This is a genomic window from Oribacterium sp. NK2B42, assembly GCF_000424445.1.
Classification (GTDB): domain Bacteria; phylum Bacillota; class Clostridia; order Lachnospirales; family Lachnospiraceae; genus Oribacterium.
This window is the reverse complement of the sequence record NZ_AUJX01000004.1, coordinates 75,424-94,295: the sequence shown is the minus strand read 5'-3', so window position 1 is coordinate 94,295 and position 18,872 is coordinate 75,424. Positions and strand designations below refer to the sequence as shown.

12 protein-coding genes are annotated in these 18,872 nt (G+C 43.9%); 10 read left to right on the top strand and 2 right to left on the bottom strand.

Annotated features, from left to right (window positions below):
• Positions 1-353 precede the first annotated feature (353 nt).
• The 7 genes from G625_RS0101690 to G625_RS0101660 all read left to right on the top strand — a co-directional run bounded on the left by G625_RS0101690 (position 354) and on the right by G625_RS0101660 (position 11,250).
• Positions 354-1,718, top strand: a complete 1,365-nt coding sequence (locus G625_RS0101690) for an ABC transporter substrate-binding protein (protein ID WP_029199733.1) — start codon at positions 354-356, stop codon at positions 1,716-1,718.
• 13 nt (positions 1,719-1,731) lie between these two features.
• Positions 1,732-3,537: a methyl-accepting chemotaxis protein gene (locus G625_RS0101685; RefSeq protein ID WP_029199732.1), complete on the top strand. Its 1,806-nt coding sequence runs from the start codon at positions 1,732-1,734 to the stop codon at positions 3,535-3,537.
• Positions 3,538-3,754: 217 nt separating this feature from the next.
• Positions 3,755-4,852: a sugar kinase gene (locus tag G625_RS0101680; RefSeq protein WP_029199731.1), complete on the top strand. Its 1,098-nt coding sequence runs from the start codon at positions 3,755-3,757 to the stop codon at positions 4,850-4,852.
• Positions 4,853-5,039: 187 nt separating this feature from the next.
• Complete coding sequence (locus tag G625_RS0101675; RefSeq protein WP_029199730.1) at positions 5,040-5,909, top strand: phosphoribosylaminoimidazolesuccinocarboxamide synthase; 870 nt, start codon at positions 5,040-5,042, stop codon at positions 5,907-5,909.
• Positions 5,910-6,195: 286 nt separating this feature from the next.
• Positions 6,196-7,674: a low temperature requirement protein A gene (locus G625_RS0101670; protein ID WP_029199729.1), complete on the top strand. Its 1,479-nt coding sequence runs from the start codon at positions 6,196-6,198 to the stop codon at positions 7,672-7,674.
• 88 nt (positions 7,675-7,762) lie between these two features.
• The gene (locus tag G625_RS0101665; protein ID WP_029199728.1) at positions 7,763-8,965 is read left to right on the top strand and encodes a metallophosphoesterase family protein; all 1,203 of its coding nucleotides are present in this window, start codon (positions 7,763-7,765) and stop codon (positions 8,963-8,965) included.
• A 137-nt stretch (positions 8,966-9,102) separates the two neighbouring features.
• On the top strand, positions 9,103-11,250 hold the full coding sequence (locus G625_RS0101660) for an ATP-binding protein (RefSeq protein ID WP_029199727.1): 2,148 nt from the start codon (positions 9,103-9,105) through the stop codon (positions 11,248-11,250).
• 382 nt (positions 11,251-11,632) lie between these two features.
• Here the strand turns inward: G625_RS0101660 and G625_RS0101655 are convergent, their stop codons facing one another.
• Both G625_RS0101655 and ispE read right to left on the bottom strand, forming a co-directional pair.
• Entirely contained in the window at positions 11,633-12,340 is a 708-nt protein-coding gene (locus G625_RS0101655; RefSeq protein ID WP_029199726.1) for a GntR family transcriptional regulator, read from the bottom strand.
• A gap of 59 nt (positions 12,341-12,399) precedes the next feature.
• The gene (ispE, locus tag G625_RS0101650) at positions 12,400-13,278 is read right to left on the bottom strand and encodes a 4-(cytidine 5'-diphospho)-2-C-methyl-D-erythritol kinase (RefSeq protein ID WP_029199725.1); all 879 of its coding nucleotides are present in this window, start codon (positions 13,276-13,278) and stop codon (positions 12,400-12,402) included.
• 367 nt (positions 13,279-13,645) lie between these two features.
• Between ispE and G625_RS20865 the strand changes: the two genes are divergently transcribed.
• The 3 genes from G625_RS20865 (at position 13,646) to G625_RS17895 (ending at position 18,745) form a co-directional block, all read left to right on the top strand.
• Complete coding sequence (locus G625_RS20865; protein WP_049895573.1) at positions 13,646-14,299, top strand: TetR/AcrR family transcriptional regulator; 654 nt, start codon at positions 13,646-13,648, stop codon at positions 14,297-14,299.
• Positions 14,300-14,387: 88 nt separating this feature from the next.
• A complete protein-coding gene (locus G625_RS17900; protein WP_049895571.1) occupies positions 14,388-15,509 on the top strand; it encodes an efflux RND transporter periplasmic adaptor subunit in 1,122 nt (373 codons plus the stop codon).
• A 20-nt stretch (positions 15,510-15,529) separates the two neighbouring features.
• Entirely contained in the window at positions 15,530-18,745 is a 3,216-nt protein-coding gene (locus tag G625_RS17895; protein WP_084152717.1) for an efflux RND transporter permease subunit, read from the top strand.
• Positions 18,746-18,872 lie beyond the last annotated feature (127 nt).

Here is an 18,872-nt window from a genome sequence, read left to right as displayed (position 1 = left end):
ATTTTTCAGTATTTTAATGCATTTTAAACAAAAAATTAATTGAATCATTTTCTAAAATAGAATAAGATATTAAAGGACTTCAATGAGTCTAACTATTCTATACTCTATACTATCAGGATTGAGACCCGATTACCCCTCACTCAAGTCGGGCCTCTCAAAATCCTGAGAATCAGGTTCTATTCCTATGGACTGAAATCATTATAGTGGTTTTGGTTCTTTTTTTTGTGTGTGTCCCACGGTGGATACTTGTTTCCATATAACTTATAAAACTAAATAAAGTTCCGAGATAAATAATAAGTGACCCTTATTTTGGCATGGGTTTAGGTTTAAAGCTTAACAGGGAGCGAAACTATATGAAAAAATATTTATTCGGAATCATGTTTGTACTGTCAGCTGCATCGATGCTTTCCGCTTGTGGCCTCAAAGATGAGGTGGTGGAAAAAGCTTTTAATGTTGACATGAAAGAGCTTAACAATATCGCTGAAGATAATGCTGCGGAAAAGGAAGAGGCTGCGGCAGCCGGTCAGCAGAAAACTCTTAAACTGTTTAACGGTAAAGGTGAGGTTGATGCTCAGATCAAAGAACTCGCCCAAAAATATAAAGCAGAAACAGGTGTGAATGTAGAAGTTGAGTCCGCACAAAGCGGAGTAGATGTCCAGGCAACATTAAAAGCTTATTATCTTTCAGATAAGATGCCGGATATCTTCGTGTGCGAGTCTTCCGGCTTTGCAAACTGGGAAGGTCTTCTTGTGGATCTCAGCGACCAGGCCTGGGCGAAGGATACAGAGGCGGAGTATGTTGACAAGAACTACGGAACCATTGGATTCCCATATGCCACAGAAGCAATAGGGCTCATTTATAATGCAGACCTTCTTTCGAAGGCCGGAATAGACCCGGAAACTCTTACCGGTCCGGAGCTTATGGAGAAAGCATTTGAAACACTGGACAGTAAAAAGGATCAGCTGGGGCTTACTGCGGTTGTGGGTTACTGTGCGGAAGATGAAAATCTAAGCTGGTCAACCGGAAACCACATATTCGGAAACTATATCGATGCAGGTCTCGACAGATCCGACACCACCTATATCGATAAGATCAACAATGAACATGCCATAGACCGTAACAGATTCCTGAAATTTGCGGAATTTATTGAGCTCCTTCAGAAATACAGTGATCCGGATCTCCTGGTTACCGGAACCTATGATGATCAGGTAAAGAATTTTGCTTCCGGTAAATATGCATTTGTTACCCAGGGTTCCTGGATCGGAGCCGTTATGACGGGAAATGATGCCGCAGAATATAATAAGGCAGGAAATTTCAAGGTAGGAATGCTTCCGTATGTTTTTGACAAGGGAGTTGACACGATACTTACGAATCCTCCTTCCTGGTGGGCAGTTCTGAAGGAAGGCAATGCAGAGGAAGCAAAGGCATTCCTACAGTGGTGCGCAGGAGACTCAGGCCAAAAGATACTGGTGGAGAATGCCGGATTTGTGAGTCCTTTCACATCCTGCAAGTATGTGGCATCGGATCCTTTTGCACCGGTAGTATCCGCATATATTGCTTCCGGAAAGACTTCAAACTGGCACTGGATGGATATGAAGGAAGGTATTGCAGCCAATGCGTTCGGAAAGATATTTAATGAGTATGCCCGTGGAGAAATGGATGCCGAAGGCTTTACTTCACAGATAGCAAGAGCTGTCAAGAGTTACTATGAGGGATGAACGGAGGAACAAAATGGATAACTTTATGGTGGCTAAAAAAGCCGGAGTCAGAGGAAAAGAACTAAAAGTAAGAAAGCATCCTTTGTTTTTCTGCACTGTAATGTTTCAGATAAGTGCTATAAACATCATAATGCTTATAGCATTTATGCTTGTGATGCGGATGCTCATAGGACAGATGCAGCAGCAGACCCTGAACAGCAGGTCAATGTCTCAGTATGTACTGTCCCTGAGCACAGAGGAAGCAGAGCTTAAATCGGATGTCATGTCCCTGTATGATCAGGCCATAGGCTACGTATCGGCAAAAGCCGATGAGACCCGTGTGGCGCTGCTTCCGGAGATACAGTCTACAAGAAAGACCATAGAAGAAGACATCAGCGAGCTTAAAAAGCAGCTTGATGCAGATTCCCAGGCAGAAGCATTAGCCTCCCTTCAGGAGATACAGAAGCAGTATGACCGGCTTAATGTAATGATCGATGAGTCTGTGGCAGAGATCGATCAGGGAAACCGGGATACAGCCTATGACATACTTTTTAACAGGGCGGAGCTCCAGAAGGTGGCTATATTCCACGCCTGCAAGGTTATCGATGAAGCCGTTACAGCTGAGGCTGACAAGAGTAATGTGGAAATGATGCTGATGCTGAAAAACGGAATTGAGGCAGCTATCAAGGGTACAGGACTTTTTATCCTCCTTATAGTATTTAACTTCTTTCTCAACTATTTCGGTATAGTGAAGAAGATAAAGAGTATCTCAAGAGAAGTCAGCGATATCATAGGAAAGATAGAAAAGGGTGAAGGGGATCTGACCACAAGAATCTACACCAGAAGTGCATCGGAACTTGTTTATATCATCAATGGTATAAACCTCTTCATAGAGACTCTGCAGAATGTCATGAAGGAGGTTAAGTCCGGTGTTGAGGTACTTAATTCTTCCACCGAGACCGTCACACAGAAGCTCAACAAGTCAAACGGAAATGTACAGAGTACCTCCGCTGCCATGGAAGAGCTCAGTGCCAGCATGCAGTCGGTATCGGAGATGGTATCTTCTATCAATAACCAGGTAATGGAGGTAAAGGCATCAACGGATGAGATAAACCGCGAGGCAACCGGCGGAAGAGAAACCGCTTCAGGTATCAAGCTGGAAGCTGATGAGATAAAGCAGCATGTTACGGAGAGAAAGCAGGGTATGAGCATGAAGGTCAGCGAACTCAGCGAGGTGCTTGCAAAGTCTCTTGAAGATTCAAAGAAGGTTAAGGAGATCGATACCCTTACCAAGAACATACTTGATATTGCGGAAAAGACCAACCTTATCGCTGTTAATGCTTCCATCGAGGCAGCCCGTGCCGGACAGGCAGGAAAGAGCTTTGCGGTAGTTGCTTCCGAGGTCAGCAATCTTGCGGCCAACTCCAAGAAGACTGCCAATGACATCCAGAGTATAAGTAAGGATGTTACAAACGCGGTTGAGGAGCTTGCCGATAATGCCCGGATGGTACTGGATTTCATCAAGACTGATGTAACAAAGGATTACGACAGCTTCGTTGAGACCGGAAATAAGTACGAAAATACGGCAGATACCATGAATACAATGCTTATCACATTTAAGGATAAGGCTGATTATCTTAATGGAATAATGTCGGATATGGCAAATTCCGTATCTTCCATCACAAATTCCGTATCCGAGAGCTCACAGGCCATCACCCTTTCCGCTCAGAATACCATGGAGATCGTAGGCGATATGAGTGGAATCTCAGAGGCTATGGATCACAATGTTGAAGTAACAGGAAAACTTAATGCCGCAACCAGAAAGTTTGTTGAGGTATAACAGTTCAACCCCGTCCCCCTGGCCCACCGGCTGAACTGTTGCGTTGAGGTATAAAATTTTTGAAAAATTAGCACAAGACATCTTGAAGATTTCAGAAGTCTTGTGCTATACTTCTAATTGTTTTTGAAAGCGCTTACAAAATATAAGCGTGTCGCAGATAAAATGAGTTTAACAAGCTGATGAACAGTATGATTTTCATTTTAAAATGGAGGAAGATATGGATTTAAATTTAAGACCGGCAAATGAGTGTACATTTGATGCAGCTTCTTTGGGAGAGGTTATGCTCCGTCTTGATCCGGGCGAAGGCAGGATCAGAACAGCAAGATCCTTCCGTGCATGGGAAGGCGGCGGAGAGTACAATGTTATCCGCGGACTTCGCAAGTGTTTCGGACTTAAGACTGCAGTTATCACAGCTCTTGCAGACAATGAGGTAGGTCACCTTGTAGAGGATTTCATGATGCAGGGCGGTGTTGATACATCACTTGTTAAGTGGATGGATACAGACGGAATCGGCAGAGTTTGCAGAAATGGACTTAACTTCACAGAGAGAGGATTCGGTATCCGTGGAGCAAAGGGTTGCTCAGACAGAGCAAATACCGCTATCTCAAAGGCAAAGCCTGAAGATTTCGATTTTGACTATATCTTTGGCGAGCTCGGTGTTCGCTGGCTCCATACAGGCGGAATCTATGCAGCTCTTTCAGAGCAGGCTTCAGAGACTGTTATCGCAGCCATCAAGACAGCAAAGAAGTACGGCACAATGGTTTCTTATGATCTTAACTACCGTCCTTCAATGTGGTCAGCTATCGGCGGACAGGCAAAGGCTCAGGAAGTAAACAAAGAGATCGCAAAGTATGTTGATGTTATGATCGGTAACGAGGAAGACTTCACAGCCTGCCTTGGCTTCAAGATCGAGGGACAGGATGAGTCTCTTAAGGAGCTTAATGTTGACGGCTACAAGAAGATGATCAACGAGGCTGTTAAGACATATCCTAACTTCAAGGCTGTTGCCACAACACTTCGTACTGTTCATACTGCAACAGTTAATGACTGGTCAGCTCTTTGCTGGGCAAACGGTGAGATCTACAAGGCAGCTGATTACAAGGGTCTTGAGATCATGGACCGTGTAGGTGGAGGAGACTCCTTCGCTTCAGGACTTATCTACGGACTTATGACAACCGGTGATGCAGAGAAGGCTGTTAACTACGGTGCAGCTCACGGCGCTCTTGCCATGACAACTCCGGGTGATACCACAATGGCTACAAAGAAGGAAGTTGAAGCCGTTATGGGTGGTGCAGGAGCTCGTGTACAGAGATAATGTTCTTTTAAATTTACTGACTCGATAAACTCTTTTCTATAAATAACCTAAAACAGGAACGGCAGGCTGAAGGGCCTGCCGTTCTTGTATAAATATTTGGACTTGTGATTTAAGCCAAATGAATTATACTAAATTTCGGTAATACAATTCGGACGCGAGGATCCAAAATTAAATATGGAGGGTAAAGATGGCAGATTTTAAACCGGTCAAGGAAGGTAAAGTACGTGAGATATATGATCTCGGTGACAAGCTTATCATGGTGGCTACCGACAGAATTTCAGCATTTGACGTGATTCTTCATAACCAGATCACGGATAAGGGAAGAGTTCTTACTCAGATGTCAAAGTTCTGGTTCGATCTCACAAAGGATGTTATTCCAAACGATCTGATCTCAGTTGATAACAAGGATATGCCGGAGTATTTTCAGAAGCCTGAATTTGATGGCAGAGCAACACTTTGCAAGAAGCTTGAGATGATCCCTATCGAGTGTATCGTGCGCGGATACATCACAGGATCAGGATGGGAGAACTACAAGAAGGACGGCACCATCTGCGGATTAAAGCTTCCTGAGGGACTGGTTGAGTGCCAGAAGCTTCCCGAGCCGCTTTACACACCTTCAACAAAGGCTGATCTCGGAGACCACGATGAGAATATCAACTTCGAGCAGTCCATAGAAGTCCTTGAAAAGGCATTCCCCGGAAAGGGAAAAGAGATTGCCACAAAGATCAAGGATGCCACACTTGCAGTTTATAAAAAGTGTGCAGACTACGCTCTTTCAAAGGGAATCATCATTGCTGATACAAAGTTTGAGTTCGGTCTCGATGAGAATGGCGAGGTTGTTCTCGCTGACGAGGTTCTCACACCTGACAGCTCAAGATTCTGGAGACTTGATCAGTATAAGGAAGGTCAGGGACAGTCATCCTTTGATAAGCAGTTTGTTCGTAACTGGCTAAAAGCAAATCCTGATAACAATGCTACCCTCCCTCAGGATATTGTTGATAAGACAGTTGACCTCTACAAGGAAGCATATACCATGCTTACAGGTAAGACTCTGTAAAAGAATTGTAACAAGAACAGCCGGTGGATCATGGGGACGGATGTTCTTCTGTAAAGTATCTAAATAAATACAAAGAGCGGTACAGGAGATGTCTTGTGCCGCTCTTTTTCTGTATGGTAAAATCACGTAAATATAGTTAGTTTGAATATTAATTTAACAGTATTCTCCAACTTTTTGTGCATTATTGTATACAAGATATGGGTTAAGGGGAATGATTTATAAAGAGGTCGGTCATAAGGGCATAGTATGTCAGGGATAAAAGACCGGGGTTTAAAGGAGAGATACCATGAGTTCAAAAGATGATATCGATTTAAAGAAAAAAGGCTCTGAGCACAGTGGATATACGGAAGATGTAGACATTCCTGGCCTGGATTCCGACGGAAGCAGTCTTAAAAAGGAAGACTACGCCATTAAGCCCATGATACAGGAGTTAATGGAAATACATGTCCGTACCGAAGGAAAGGACATAGATGAAGAAGAGCATAAGAAGAGAGAGTATTTCAACAAAATAGTTGAAAAGGCTGCGGGAGAAACAAAAATAGATGAGGATAGACCGGTAAAGGAAGCGGAAGGCTCAATCCTCTATCGTATCTGGTCCATGGTAAATAAGGAGAGTCCCGCACCGGAAGATCACGTTGAGAAAAAGGTTGAGTACATTGAGCTTTTCTATGATCTGATATTTGTATACAGCCTGAGAACCATCAATGCCATGTTCCATAGCTATGAAGAATCCTTCCCGCCTGCGGAAGCCATACTGACATTTATATTCCTTACCGCGGTAGTCATGCAGATCTGGATGTTCACCACCATGTTTTTCAACAGATACGGAAGGAAGGCACTGAGAGATTACATCAGTATTTTGACCAACATGTACCTTCTGTACTACATGGCCAGCGGTTCCAACCTTCACTTTCTTGATCATTATAATCGCTACCACATTGCCTGGGCACTGATAATGCTGAATATTGCCTACAGAAGCTGGGATAAGCTGCGATTTGCTCCGAGACTGGATGAAATCGATAAGGAAATCCTCAGGAATAATGTTACCATCCTGACCTTTGAGTTTGCACTGATCATTATTTCAATCCCGGTTTATCATTTGACGGGAATAGTGATTTCACCGATTGCGCTGATAGTAGGATACATCGGAAAGCTAAAGGAGCACACGGCTTATGACAAAAGACCCTGTGATTTCCCTCATTTTGCGGAAAGAAACCTGCTGCTGGTCATCCTGACCTTCGGAGAAATGATCATCGGTATCTCCGGCTTCTTTAAGGAAGAAACCGGCATCTGGTTCAATGTTTCCTCCTTCCTTGTAGTCATAGGCATGTTCCTGAGCTACGGTTTCTTTTATGACAACGTCCTTGACCATCATAAAAGGACCTCTGGTCTTGGCTTCCTGGTAATCCATGTCATCATGATCCTGGCCATCAACTCCACCACCATTGCCCTTGAACTGATGTCAAGACCTCTGGTGCCACTGTTTCCGAAGACCATATGGATGGTCATCACCATGACCATCTACTACATCTGCATTCTTTCCATAGAGAGGTATGCAAAGGAACATTTTAAGTTTGGATTTGATTCCATGGCGAAGATATTCCTGATTCTTGCGGCATACACCGGGTTGATGCTTATATTCGGATATAATCAGGCTGTAGGTGCACTTACAACAGTAGTATTTGTATTCGGCATCTTCTTCCTGTTCCTGAGAAGACATCATATACGTCTCAGGGAAATGAAGGTCGGCGGATATATCGAATAAATTCTATCGATAAAACAGTTGAGTTGTAAGGATTTAAATGATAAAATAACAACGTACATTTGTTTGAAAAATAAAGGCTTGGTTTTTAATGAAGATTATACATTGCGCGGATCTGCATCTGGACAGCAGATTAAATACACATTTGGATGAAAAGCGGGCACAGGAGCGGAGACAGGAGCTCCTGGGTACGTGGCTCAGGCTCCTTGAATACGCCTCAAAGCAGCAGGTTTCAGCCATTCTTATATCCGGCGATATGTTCGATACGGCAGCTGTCAGCGGGACAACTGCCAATGCTGTCATCGGAAGCATCAGAAACCACCCTGAAATAGTGTTCTTCTATCTTAAAGGAAATCACGACACAGATACATTTTTGAACCGGGCGGAAACATTACCGGAAAACCTCTATACCTTCAATGATTCCTGGCGGATGTTCAGACTGTCCGGGAATATAGTCGTATCCGGAAGAGAGCTCAGTACAAGCTTTGGGGGAGCACAGCTTCCCGAGAACTGGGCGGCCAGAACCCTGAACCTAAAGGAAGAAGACTTCAATATAGTCATGCTCCATGGTCAGGTTATGACGGGATACAATACCGGAAAACAGACGGAAACAGAAGAAGAGATATATGTTTCGGATTACGCGGAGCATAATATAGATTATATGGCTCTCGGACATATACACAGGTTCAGCGAAGGCCGGATCGACGGAAGAGGCATGTGGTGTTACCCAGGCTGCCTGGAAGGACGGGGGTTTGATGAGTGTTCAAAGCATGGCTTCATACTTCTTGATATAAATGAAGAGACCCATGAACTTAAGCGCCAGATCATCGATATAAGTAAAAGACATCTCTGGCTGGTGCCTGTGGATATAACGGGACTGGAAACCTCCATTGATATAGTAAACAGAACAAAGGCTCAGCTTTCATTACTTGGAGGTGTACCCACTTCTTCAGAGGAAATCAGGAATATAGATGACGATACGGTAAAAGGAATCCTTGAGGAAGCAGGCGGCGGCCGCCTGAAACCTGAAGATATGGTAAGGGTTATCTTTAAGGGAGAGCTTGATATCACAGCCGAAAAAAACATGAGCTTCATAAAAAATCAGCTTGAGTCCATGTTCTATTATATAGAAACAGAAGATGAGAGCCGGCGCACTGTCGACTACCGGATATTTGAGAATGACAGATCCCTTAAGGGAGAATTCATAAGATCCGTTCGTGAAGATACAGAGCTCGGAGATGAGTTAAAGGCCGAGATCATAGAATGCGGCATAAAGCTGCTGATGGGGAATTAAGGAAGCTCAGGATTTGACAGAGACCGGATGTTGTCAGAGAAGATGCGTCCGGTGTTTATGAGAAATTTAAATGTAGTGTCAGTCCTTCGGGAACAGGACCCGAAAAGGTTGAGGTTTCCGCGTATAGGAAAAAATAAATGAAACTAATCAGTGCAAAAATAGAAAATTTCGGGAAGCTCCGGGACCGGAGTATAGATTTTAGTGAAGGTCTCAATGTTTTCCTGAGGGAGAATGGCTTCGGGAAGACAACATTGGCCTCCTTCATAAGAGTTATGTTTTACGGACTCTCCGGCGACAGAAAATCCCAGGACGAGGATAATGACCGTAAGAAGTTCAGCCCCTGGCAGGGAGGCACCTTCGGAGGAGAACTGGTATTTGAACTATCGGAAGGAAGAAGCTATCGTATAGTGCGGACCTTCGGAGAAAGAAAGGCTCAGGATACCTTTACGTTGTATGATGCCGAAACAAACCTCCCGTCAACGGACTTCAGTGAAAATATCGGTGAAGAGATACTGAAGATCGATGAAAGATCCTTCAGAAGAACCGTTTTCATAGGGCAGCAGGAGCTGGAAACCGGCATGACCTCCCAGATCAATGCAAAGATCGGTAATGTTTCCGAAGACCCGGAAGACATGAACCGCTACGAAACGGTCATGGAATCCATAAAGGATGAGGTAAATAACCTTTCCCCCAACAGAAGAACCGGAGCCATCTTCAAAAAAAGAATGGAGCTGGAGGTCCTTCAGTCTGAATTTAAAAACAAGGAAGCCCTGGAGAAGGAACTTACCGGCAGTGCGGAGCGGCTAAAAATTCTCGGAGATGAACAGAGAACCAGAGCAAAAAACATAGAGATACTAAACAGCCGTGCCATGTCCCTCAGTCAGTATCAGGATACACTTAAAGACAAAATGAAATATGAAGACCTCATAGAGGATATTTCAGAATGCGAAAAGAGACTGATGGAGATACAGAGAAGACATTTCGGGGCTGAAGCCGACACCCTTACTCCGGAAGAAAGAAGTTCCCGGCTTAATCACGACATGAGGGAGTTGGATGTCCGATTCCGGAACGGTGTACCGGGAGAAACTGAGCTAAGAGGAATCGAAAAAAGGATTTCACGTATACAGTTCCTCCATGAAAAGCTTGACCTTATGGAGCAGGCCGGCCTCCGGGCACGTGGAAAAGGCTATGGCGGAGAGATTTCAAATCTGACCGGAATCATGGTATATATCCTTTCGGTGATCCTGATCATCATCGGAGCCTACATGATATTCACGGATCTCAGCCTCGTGATAGGAGCATGCATACTGGCAGCAGGACTATCCATGCTGATCATAATGCTTATCTCCCGGGCAGTCTCCGGAAACAGCGGCCATAAAAGCTCAGGTGGAAAAGAGAGACACCGCCAGACTATAGACGAAGTTTACGAAGAGATAGACAAACTGACCTCTGAAGTAGTTATGTATCTCAAGAGATATTACCCAAAAGCTGACTTTTCGGATCCCGACAATGTTGATTTCGAAGCCTTCGGAAGTCTGGGAAACGATATCCTGAGATACAGCAGATTATGTGATTTAAAAGGCTTTGCCGAAGAACTGGCTTTAAAGAGACGGGAGAAAGCAGAATTTGAACAGACACATGATATAGAGAAACTAAGAAATGCCATGAGACCCGGAGAAGATGGTGAAAGCTTTGAAACCCTTAGCCGTAAGCTTCAGGAAACCACAGAGGAATACAATGAAGCAGTTGAAACCATCAACAGATTAAAGCTGCATTCACAGAACATAGAAAAAGAACTTGAAAAGGTTTATGAAAAGGAAAGACAGTATGTTCTCGGCCTGGATGAACTCCGGGAGCTGGAACAAAGGTACAACCTTCTGATACTGACAAGAGACCATATAGAAGAAGCCCATAACAATTTCACAAAAGAATATATGGCGCCCCTTATGTCTGCCTTTGAAAAGTTTTACCGTATCCTCATCAATACCAACGGTCTCAGAGAAATACCATATCGCATGGATGCCCATTTTAACGTGAATTTCATAGCAGACGGTCGTGAGCACAGCACCCAGCTCCTCTCCGCTGGCTTCCGCAACATGGTGGAACTTGCCCGTAGAATGGCCTTCATTGAAGCCATGTATCAAAAAGAAAAACCCTTCATCCTACTGGATGATCCCTTCGTAAACCTGGACGATTACAAAATCCCCGGCGCAATGCAATTCCTCGATGAAATCGCCCGGTCCTACCAGGTAATTTACTTCACTTGTCATGAAAGCAGACAATAAAAAGCAAAAACTCAACAGGTATAGATAGAACAGAGTCAGAGGACATCAATTTAAAAACTTTGAGAAAGTACATGAAAAATCCAGAATTGGAGACCTTAGAGCCGGCGGGCATCCATCTAAAAACGTTGAGCTGTGACGAGAAAAATCAAAATCGGACTCCTTAGAGGCTCTTGATCCCTTTTCCTTAGCCCCCTCGCCAAGTCTGAGTTTTCATAAAAGTAAACTCAGACATTGGCGAGGGTCTAGAGCCTCTTAGGAGTCTGATTTTAGATTTTTCTCTTCACAGCGACTCGTTTTTAGATGGATGCCCGCCGGTTCGTAGGTCTCCAATTCTGGATTTTCTTCACAGCGACCCGTTTTTAAATTGATGTCCTCTGACTCGTCACTTCTTCCGCTGCTTTTTGCTTTCCGCCTCTGCTTCCCACTCAAGGTTCTGGGAAACCGTAGACTCCTGATTGTCGATATGCTCCTTCATGAGAGTCTTGGCACGGATGATGTCACGGATCCTGATAGCCTCAAGAATCTTCTCATGCTCATTGATGAGAGTACCCCTCTGAGCTTCATCCTTGATGTATTCAAGACGATATCTGTACATCTGCTCACGAAGATTATTGATCATCTGAACAAGCTTATCATTGCGGGTAGCCTTGTAAATAATGTCGTGATAGGCCTCATCAGCCTCCGCAATCTCCATTTCAGAGCCATTATTCTCAACAACCTTTTTGAAACGGTCCTCCGCATCTGCAAGCTCCTTTAATTCCTCGTCATTGATACGCTGACAGGCTAAATCTGTGGCAAGCTCCTCAAGAGCCCCGCGAACCTCAAGAACATCCTGTAAACTCTTGTGGGAAATCTTGGCAACCTCGGCACCACGTCTCGGAATCATGATAACAAGACCCTCAAGCTCCAGCTTACGAATCGCCTCTCTTATGGGTGTGCGGGAAACCCCAAGCTTTTCCGCAAGCTGAATCTCCATAAGACGCTCACCGGGCTTCAGTTCCCCCTTAAGAATTGCCTGTCTCAAAGTATTGAAAACGAGATCTCTGAGAGGAAGATACTCGTTCATGTTAACTGTGAATTCACTCATCAAGGTTTTGTCCTCCAATATTTAATAGGTTAGATTATCTCCGGAATAAAAAAATCGTCATATCAGCGCCATGGCTCCGTAAGATAGACCTGCTTGGCGAGATTTCTGTATTTTCCGAATCTCAAAGCTTCATAGCATTTTTTGGCTTCGGCAACATCACTGAAAATACCGAATACCGTAGGACCTGAGCCGGACATGATCGCATTTACGGCTCCAAGCTCCTTCATGGCATCTTTTATAAGCTCTATTTCCGGGTACTTTTTGCACGTAACTGTCTCCAGGATATTTCCCATATTTACGGCAACTTCATTAACATCCTGCTTTTCAAGGGCGGCTATCACGGAATCAACGTCCGGATGTGCTTCTTTAGGCAGGTCATTAACATGAAGATTCTGATATACAAACTTAGTTGATACGGAAATCGCCGGTTTCGCAAGCACTATGGGGCAGGACGGCAGCTTCCTGAGAGGAGTCAGTATTTCGCCTATTCCCTCTGATAAGGCAGTACCTCTTGTAAGGCAGAAAGGTACATCCGCTCCAAGCTTAACTCCACGTAACATAAGATCTTCTGTGGATAATCTCAGATTAAAGAGCTTGTTCATTCCGTAAAGAACAGAAGCCGCATCGGTTGATCCTCCCGCCATTCCGGCAGAAACGGGAATCACCTTTTTAAGCTGCATGGAAACTCCCTCTTTGATATCGAACTCGTCAATGATCATCTTAGCCGCGCGATACATGAGATTGTTTTCATTGACAGGCAAAAAAGAAAGATTTGTTGTGAGCTTTATGTCGGGCTCCTTTGTTTTTTGCATGTCTATATTGTCATGGAGCTTTACGGTCTGCATGATCATTCTTACGTCATGATATCCATCCTCTCTTTGCCGCAAAACGTCCAAAGACAGGTTGATCTTTCCGTAGGCCTGCAGTTTAACACTGTCCATAAATTAAATCTCCGAAATTCATATATAAATCGTTCTTTGTATACAATACTCCATTATTGTAATGCAAATATGTCGTTTAAGCAAGGAGTTGTGTACTTGGATTAATACAATATTCTAAAAATAATATAAAAAAGCAATATAGTTTTTATGAAAAAGTAAAATAATGCAGAATAAATAATTGACAGAATGACACCTTGTCACTATACTCAGGTATCACGAGGTGACATATTGTCACTATTAATGACAGTCCTTCATGCTTTCGCATCATGCCTGATATTCAAATAAAGCGGGAGACAGTCAGAAGGGAAATAATGCACCCTGCTATGGTTGCATCGGAATGAGTGTAAAAAGAAATCGGAGGATATAAGTGTCAACGGAAAGGTTTGAAAAGTTGTCGAAAGACAAACGGCAGCGAATCCTGGATGCGGCAAGAGAAGAATTCGCCAGAGTTCCCTACGAGGAAGCATCCATTAATCAGATAATCAAAAATGCAGGTATCTCCAGAGGCAGTTTCTATACCTATTTTGAGGACAAGAAAGATCTTCTTAAATATATACTTAAGGACGAAGGAGAAAAAAACAGTCATTTTATGAGAGAGATAGTGCTGGAAAACCGGGGTGACTTCTGGAAATCCATTAGAGAATACACCTTAAGGGTTGCGGGATACATGAAAAAAGGTTCCATACAGCAGAGTATCAACATTTTCACCCAAAGCAATATGATGAGGCGTCTTGTGGACTGGGTGGAAGTTGATCTTCAGAACAGGGAAGAAACCGAGAAGGAACAGCTGGACTGGATGATGGAGCATCTGGATCTGAGCCTTTTGGATGTAAGAGGGAGTAAGGAAAGACTGGCTGCCATACTTAAGTCGGCACACATTATTTCCTTCATGGCGCTGTTTAACATGCTTATACATCCTGACAAGGATGAAGACATTATCCTTCAGGAATTCAATACACAGCTTGATATTTTGAGATACGGAGCAGGCAGGGAGGTTCAGAAACTTACCGAAGCTTCCTGATCAAAGAAAGAATTTTGAAACATAGACAAAACAGTCAGATCGGTAATTGACTTAAATAATATTTCCATAATAAAGATTGGAGAACAGTATGAAAAAACCGGTAGCTATATTAATCGTTGTTGGAATAATAGGCGTTATTGGCTGGGCAATCGCAGCCAGGATCATGAAGCCGAAGGAGGAGATCCAGACAAAGGAACTTCCGGCGGTTACCATATCAAACGCCACCCTTGGTTCTATCAAACATGATACTTCCATAATGGGAAAGATCCAGCCTTCCGATACTTACAGCGTATCTCCGAAGGTTTCCGGCGAGATCATTGAAATCTACGTACAGAACGGAGACATCGTAAAGCAGGGAGATCCAATTGCAAAGATCGATAACCAGAAGGCAATAGATTCCGCAAAGGCAAGTCTTGAAGCTGCCAATGCCTCTGTCCGTGCAGCTCAGCAGCAGGCCGACACAGCAATGGATGCATTAAACCGTATGACACCGCTCTATCAGGCAGGTGATGTGGCGCCCCAGACCTTTAAGTCAACACAGAATTCCGCCAATGCTGCCCAGGCTCAGGTTGCTTCCGCAAAGGCTCAGGCAGAGTCTGCAAAGCTGAACTATGACACCCAGGTTGAGTACTCAACTGTTACGGCTCCCTCCGATGGAACCATACAGAACCAGAACATGACATTAAACGGAACTGTTTCGCAGTCATCGGTGCTCTGTGTCATAACAGGCTCCGGTCAGAGAAAGGTTACCTTCAGCGTAACCGAGGAAATACTTAATAACCTTTTCATGGGGCAGAAGGTGACTGTTGAAAAGAACAGCTCCGAATATGAGGGAAGCATAACCAAAATGAGCAGACTGGTAGATAACTCCACAGGTCTTTTTGCGGTTGAGGCTGATCTCAAAAATGCTGAAGCCCTTGCAGACGGTGTTGCCGCAAAGGTAAAGCTTACATCGGCAACAGCTGAAAATGCAATGATCATCCCGGCGGACTATGTTTACTATTCAGCAGGAAATCCTTATGTATACGTATATAAGGACGGAGTAGCTAAAAGAGCCTTCATCACTCTGGGGATCACCAATGAATCAGAGTACCAGGTACTGGACGGCATCACAACCACTGATAAGCTGGTTTCCAGCTGGACAGAAGATATCTATGACGGAGCCAGCGTTCGTATCATAGATGAAAATGGAAATATAGCAGCTAACTGATATCAGGAAGGAGCATGATAATGCAAAAAATAACCGAATTTGTCATCAGAAGACCGGTTACCACCCTCCTGGTAGTTATCAGTCTCATATTTTTCGGCATAATGTCCCTTATTAATCAAAAGATGGAGCTTATGTCAAACATCGATGTTCCGGTAATCATCATCACCACAACCTTTAATGGAGCGTCTCCTGAAGATATCGATGAGCTTATATCAACCCCTATAGAAGAGGGAGTTTCAGTTCTTTCAGATGTAAAAACTGTTCAGTCCAGATCCTCGGAAAACTATGGTTTCACCATAGTCCAGTATGAGTATGGTACTAATATAGACAAGGCTTATGATGAGCTGAAAAAGAAAATAGACCGGGTAAAGGTGGATTTTCCGGAGGGTGCCAAGGATCCTGATGTCCTTACCATGAATATCAACGAGCAGCCCTCCCTCAGCCTTTCTATAGAGAATCCTGCTCAGGATAATATGTATAACTATGTTGAAAATGATATTTCTCCTGAATTTGAAAGCCTTGGAACTGTAGCCAGTGTATCCCTTTCCGGCGGACAAAAGCAGTATGTAAGCATTGAGATAAAGCCGGATAAGCTCAGGCAGTATAACCTCAGCATGTCTACCGTGGCATCTACCGTTGCAGCGGCGGATTTCTCGATGCCTGCCGGAACTACTTACGTAGGAACACAGAAGCTTTCTGTTTCCACAGGTGAAACCTATGATATGGTAAAAGCACTTGAGAGCATCCCCATCACAACAGGAAATGGAAATACGGTATATCTCAGTGATATTGCAAGGATAAACTTAAGCCTGAAGGATAGGGAAGCTATCGGAAGATACAATGGACAGGATACCATCATGCTGGATCTCACCAAGAAACAGAGTGAGTCTGCGGTTTCCATGTCTAATCAGGCTAAAAATCTTATCAAAGAGCTGGAATCAAGAGATGAGAACCTGAAAATCCGTATAATCGATGATGATGCCGACAGCATCAGGAGCTCTCTTACCTCCGTTTTTGAGACCATGGTCGCAGCCGTTATCATCTCCATGATCATAATCATTTTGTTCTTTGGAGATCTGAAGGCTTCTCTTATTGTAGGAACTTCCATCCCTCTGTCCATTCTTACTGCGCTTGTATCCATGTGGGCAATGGGATATTCCCTTAATATGGTAACTATGTCAGCCCTGGTTCTCGGTGTAGGTATGATGGTTGATAACTCCATCGTTGTACTTGAAGCCTGCTTCAGGGCCATGGATAAGTATAGTACAGTAGGTTTAAAAACAAGACAGACTGCAGCCATTGAGTCTATACAAACTGTAGGTGAGTCGGTTCTTGGTTCAACTCTTACTACCTGCGTGGTTTTCCTTCCGCTTGGTTTCATGAAGGGACTCATGGGACAGTTCTTCGGACCCCTGGGTTTTACCATCGTGTTCTGTATGCTTTCATCCCTTATTTCGGCGGTTTCAATTGTGCCTCTCTGCTTTGTTATGTATAGGCCGAAGGAGAATAATCATGCTCCGGTACATAATATTATACAGAGAATGCAGGTAGCCTATCGCGTTATAATCGATAAGTTCCTTAACCATAGAGTTTTGGTGCTTATCATTTCAATAGCCATTTTCATCGCTTCACTGGGATTATTGAAATACATCAAGGTTGAGATGATGCCGGCAACCGATAACGGTAAGCTGACCATCACCCTGAAAACAAGATCCGGTCTCAAGATAGATGAGATAGATAAGATGCTGCATCAGATAGAGGATGTGGTTTCTCAGGATCCCGATACCAAAAGCTACAGAGTATCCTCAGGCGGTTCAGGCATCCAGTCCATGTATTACGGAAGCAGTTCTAACGTCAATGTGGAGCTTATCAAGAACAGGAGCATGAAGACAAAGGATAAGGCAACCTACTATAGGAAGCTTTTCGACGGTTTTCCGGATGCGGTGGTTTCTGTAAAGGCCGATAATTCCATGTCCAGCATGTCGACGGCAAAGGATACCTATGAAGTCATCATCCAGTCTTCAAACTACAAAAATCTGAAACAGGCCTCCAAGGAAATAGTGGAAGAGCTTCAGACAAGGAATGATGTTACGTCAGTACACTCGTCTCTGGAGAATGCGGCTCCCCTTGTCAAGATCCATGTGGATCCTATAAAGGCTAACGCAGAAGGCCTGACACCGCAGACCGTCGGAAATCTGCTTTACAATATGGTTTCCGGTAAAAAAGCCATGACCATGCGTATAGACGGACAGAACACCGATGTCACGGTTGAATATCCTAAGGATGAGTTTGATGATGTTGAAAAGATCAAGGATGTATTCCTGACAACTCCGAAAGGTGCGGAGGTACAGCTTAAGGATATCAGTGATGTTGTATTTGAGGATTCACCTGCTTCAATTTCAAGAGAAAACAAAAAGTATAGGGCAACCATAACAGCAAACTATACCACTAATGCAGACAACGGTTCCAGAATGCGTATCAATAAGGAGGTTATCTCCAAGTATCTTACGAATGGTGTTACTATGGCCATAAATTCTTCCGATCAGTCACAGCAGGAAGAGTTTGCGTCCTTTGGAGGAGCGCTGGTTATCGCGGTTTTCCTTATCTGGGTAGTAATGGCAGCGCAGTTCGAGTCCATGAGATTCTCATTCATGGTCATGACTACACTTCCTCTTGCCCTTATCGGTTCCTTTGCACTTTTGTGGCTGACGGATGCATCAATTTCCATGGTATCCCTCCTTGGATTTATGATGCTGGTAGGTACGGTTGTTAACAACGGTATCCTTTATGTAGACACCGTAAACCAGTACAGGATGGGTATGCCGAGGCGTCGTGCCCTTATAGAAGCCGGTGCAACGAGACTGAGACCTATCCTTATGACAACCCTCACCACTGTTCTTTCCATGATACCTATGGCTTTGGGTATCGGTGATAACGGTGAAATGATGAGAGGTCTTGCAATAGTAGATATAGGCGGTCTTACGGCTTCCACCATCCTGGCTCTCCTGGTACTTCCTATTTACTACACCGTAATGGATAAGAAGAAAAAGAATGTAGATATGGAGGTTCCGAGCGCAGGATACATGGAAGGTAAGAATCCGGCGGAATACTACCAGAAGAAAGCAGCGGCGGAATGGGAACGCTACGGCACACCTGACGATGACCCTACAGGTGATGAAGATTTGGAAGAGAAGCTGGAAGATAAAGGTGATTTTACCGAAGGCTTCCCGGACTGATTTGAAAAAGCACTGTTTCCACCATTGGTTTTAAGAATGGTACAGATTTTTAAAGAAAATGATGCTGCGATTCAAAAATCGGGCAGGAAACATTGATTCAGAAATGAAAATATCCCGGAAAAGCAGC

Excerpts from the sequence above, each read along its gene's own strand:
- G625_RS0101685 (WP_029199732.1), top strand. The coding sequence starts at position 1,732 with ATGGATAACTTTATGGTGGCTAAAAAAGCCGGAGTCAGAGGAAAAGAA.
- G625_RS0101670 (WP_029199729.1), top strand. The coding sequence starts at position 6,196 with ATGAGTTCAAAAGATGATATCGATTTAAAGAAAAAAGGCTCTGAGCAC.
- ispE (WP_029199725.1), bottom strand. The coding sequence starts at position 13,278 with ATGGACAGTGTTAAACTGCAGGCCTACGGAAAGATCAACCTGTCTTTG.
- G625_RS0101660 (WP_029199727.1), top strand. The coding sequence starts at position 9,103 with ATGAAACTAATCAGTGCAAAAATAGAAAATTTCGGGAAGCTCCGGGAC.
- G625_RS17895 (WP_084152717.1), top strand. The coding sequence starts at position 15,530 with ATGCAAAAAATAACCGAATTTGTCATCAGAAGACCGGTTACCACCCTC.
- G625_RS0101680 (WP_029199731.1), top strand. The coding sequence starts at position 3,755 with ATGGATTTAAATTTAAGACCGGCAAATGAGTGTACATTTGATGCAGCT.
- G625_RS17900 (WP_049895571.1), top strand. The coding sequence starts at position 14,388 with ATGAAAAAACCGGTAGCTATATTAATCGTTGTTGGAATAATAGGCGTT.
- G625_RS0101665 (WP_029199728.1), top strand. The coding sequence starts at position 7,763 with ATGAAGATTATACATTGCGCGGATCTGCATCTGGACAGCAGATTAAAT.
- G625_RS0101690 (WP_029199733.1), top strand. The coding sequence starts at position 354 with ATGAAAAAATATTTATTCGGAATCATGTTTGTACTGTCAGCTGCATCG.
- G625_RS0101675 (WP_029199730.1), top strand. The coding sequence starts at position 5,040 with ATGGCAGATTTTAAACCGGTCAAGGAAGGTAAAGTACGTGAGATATAT.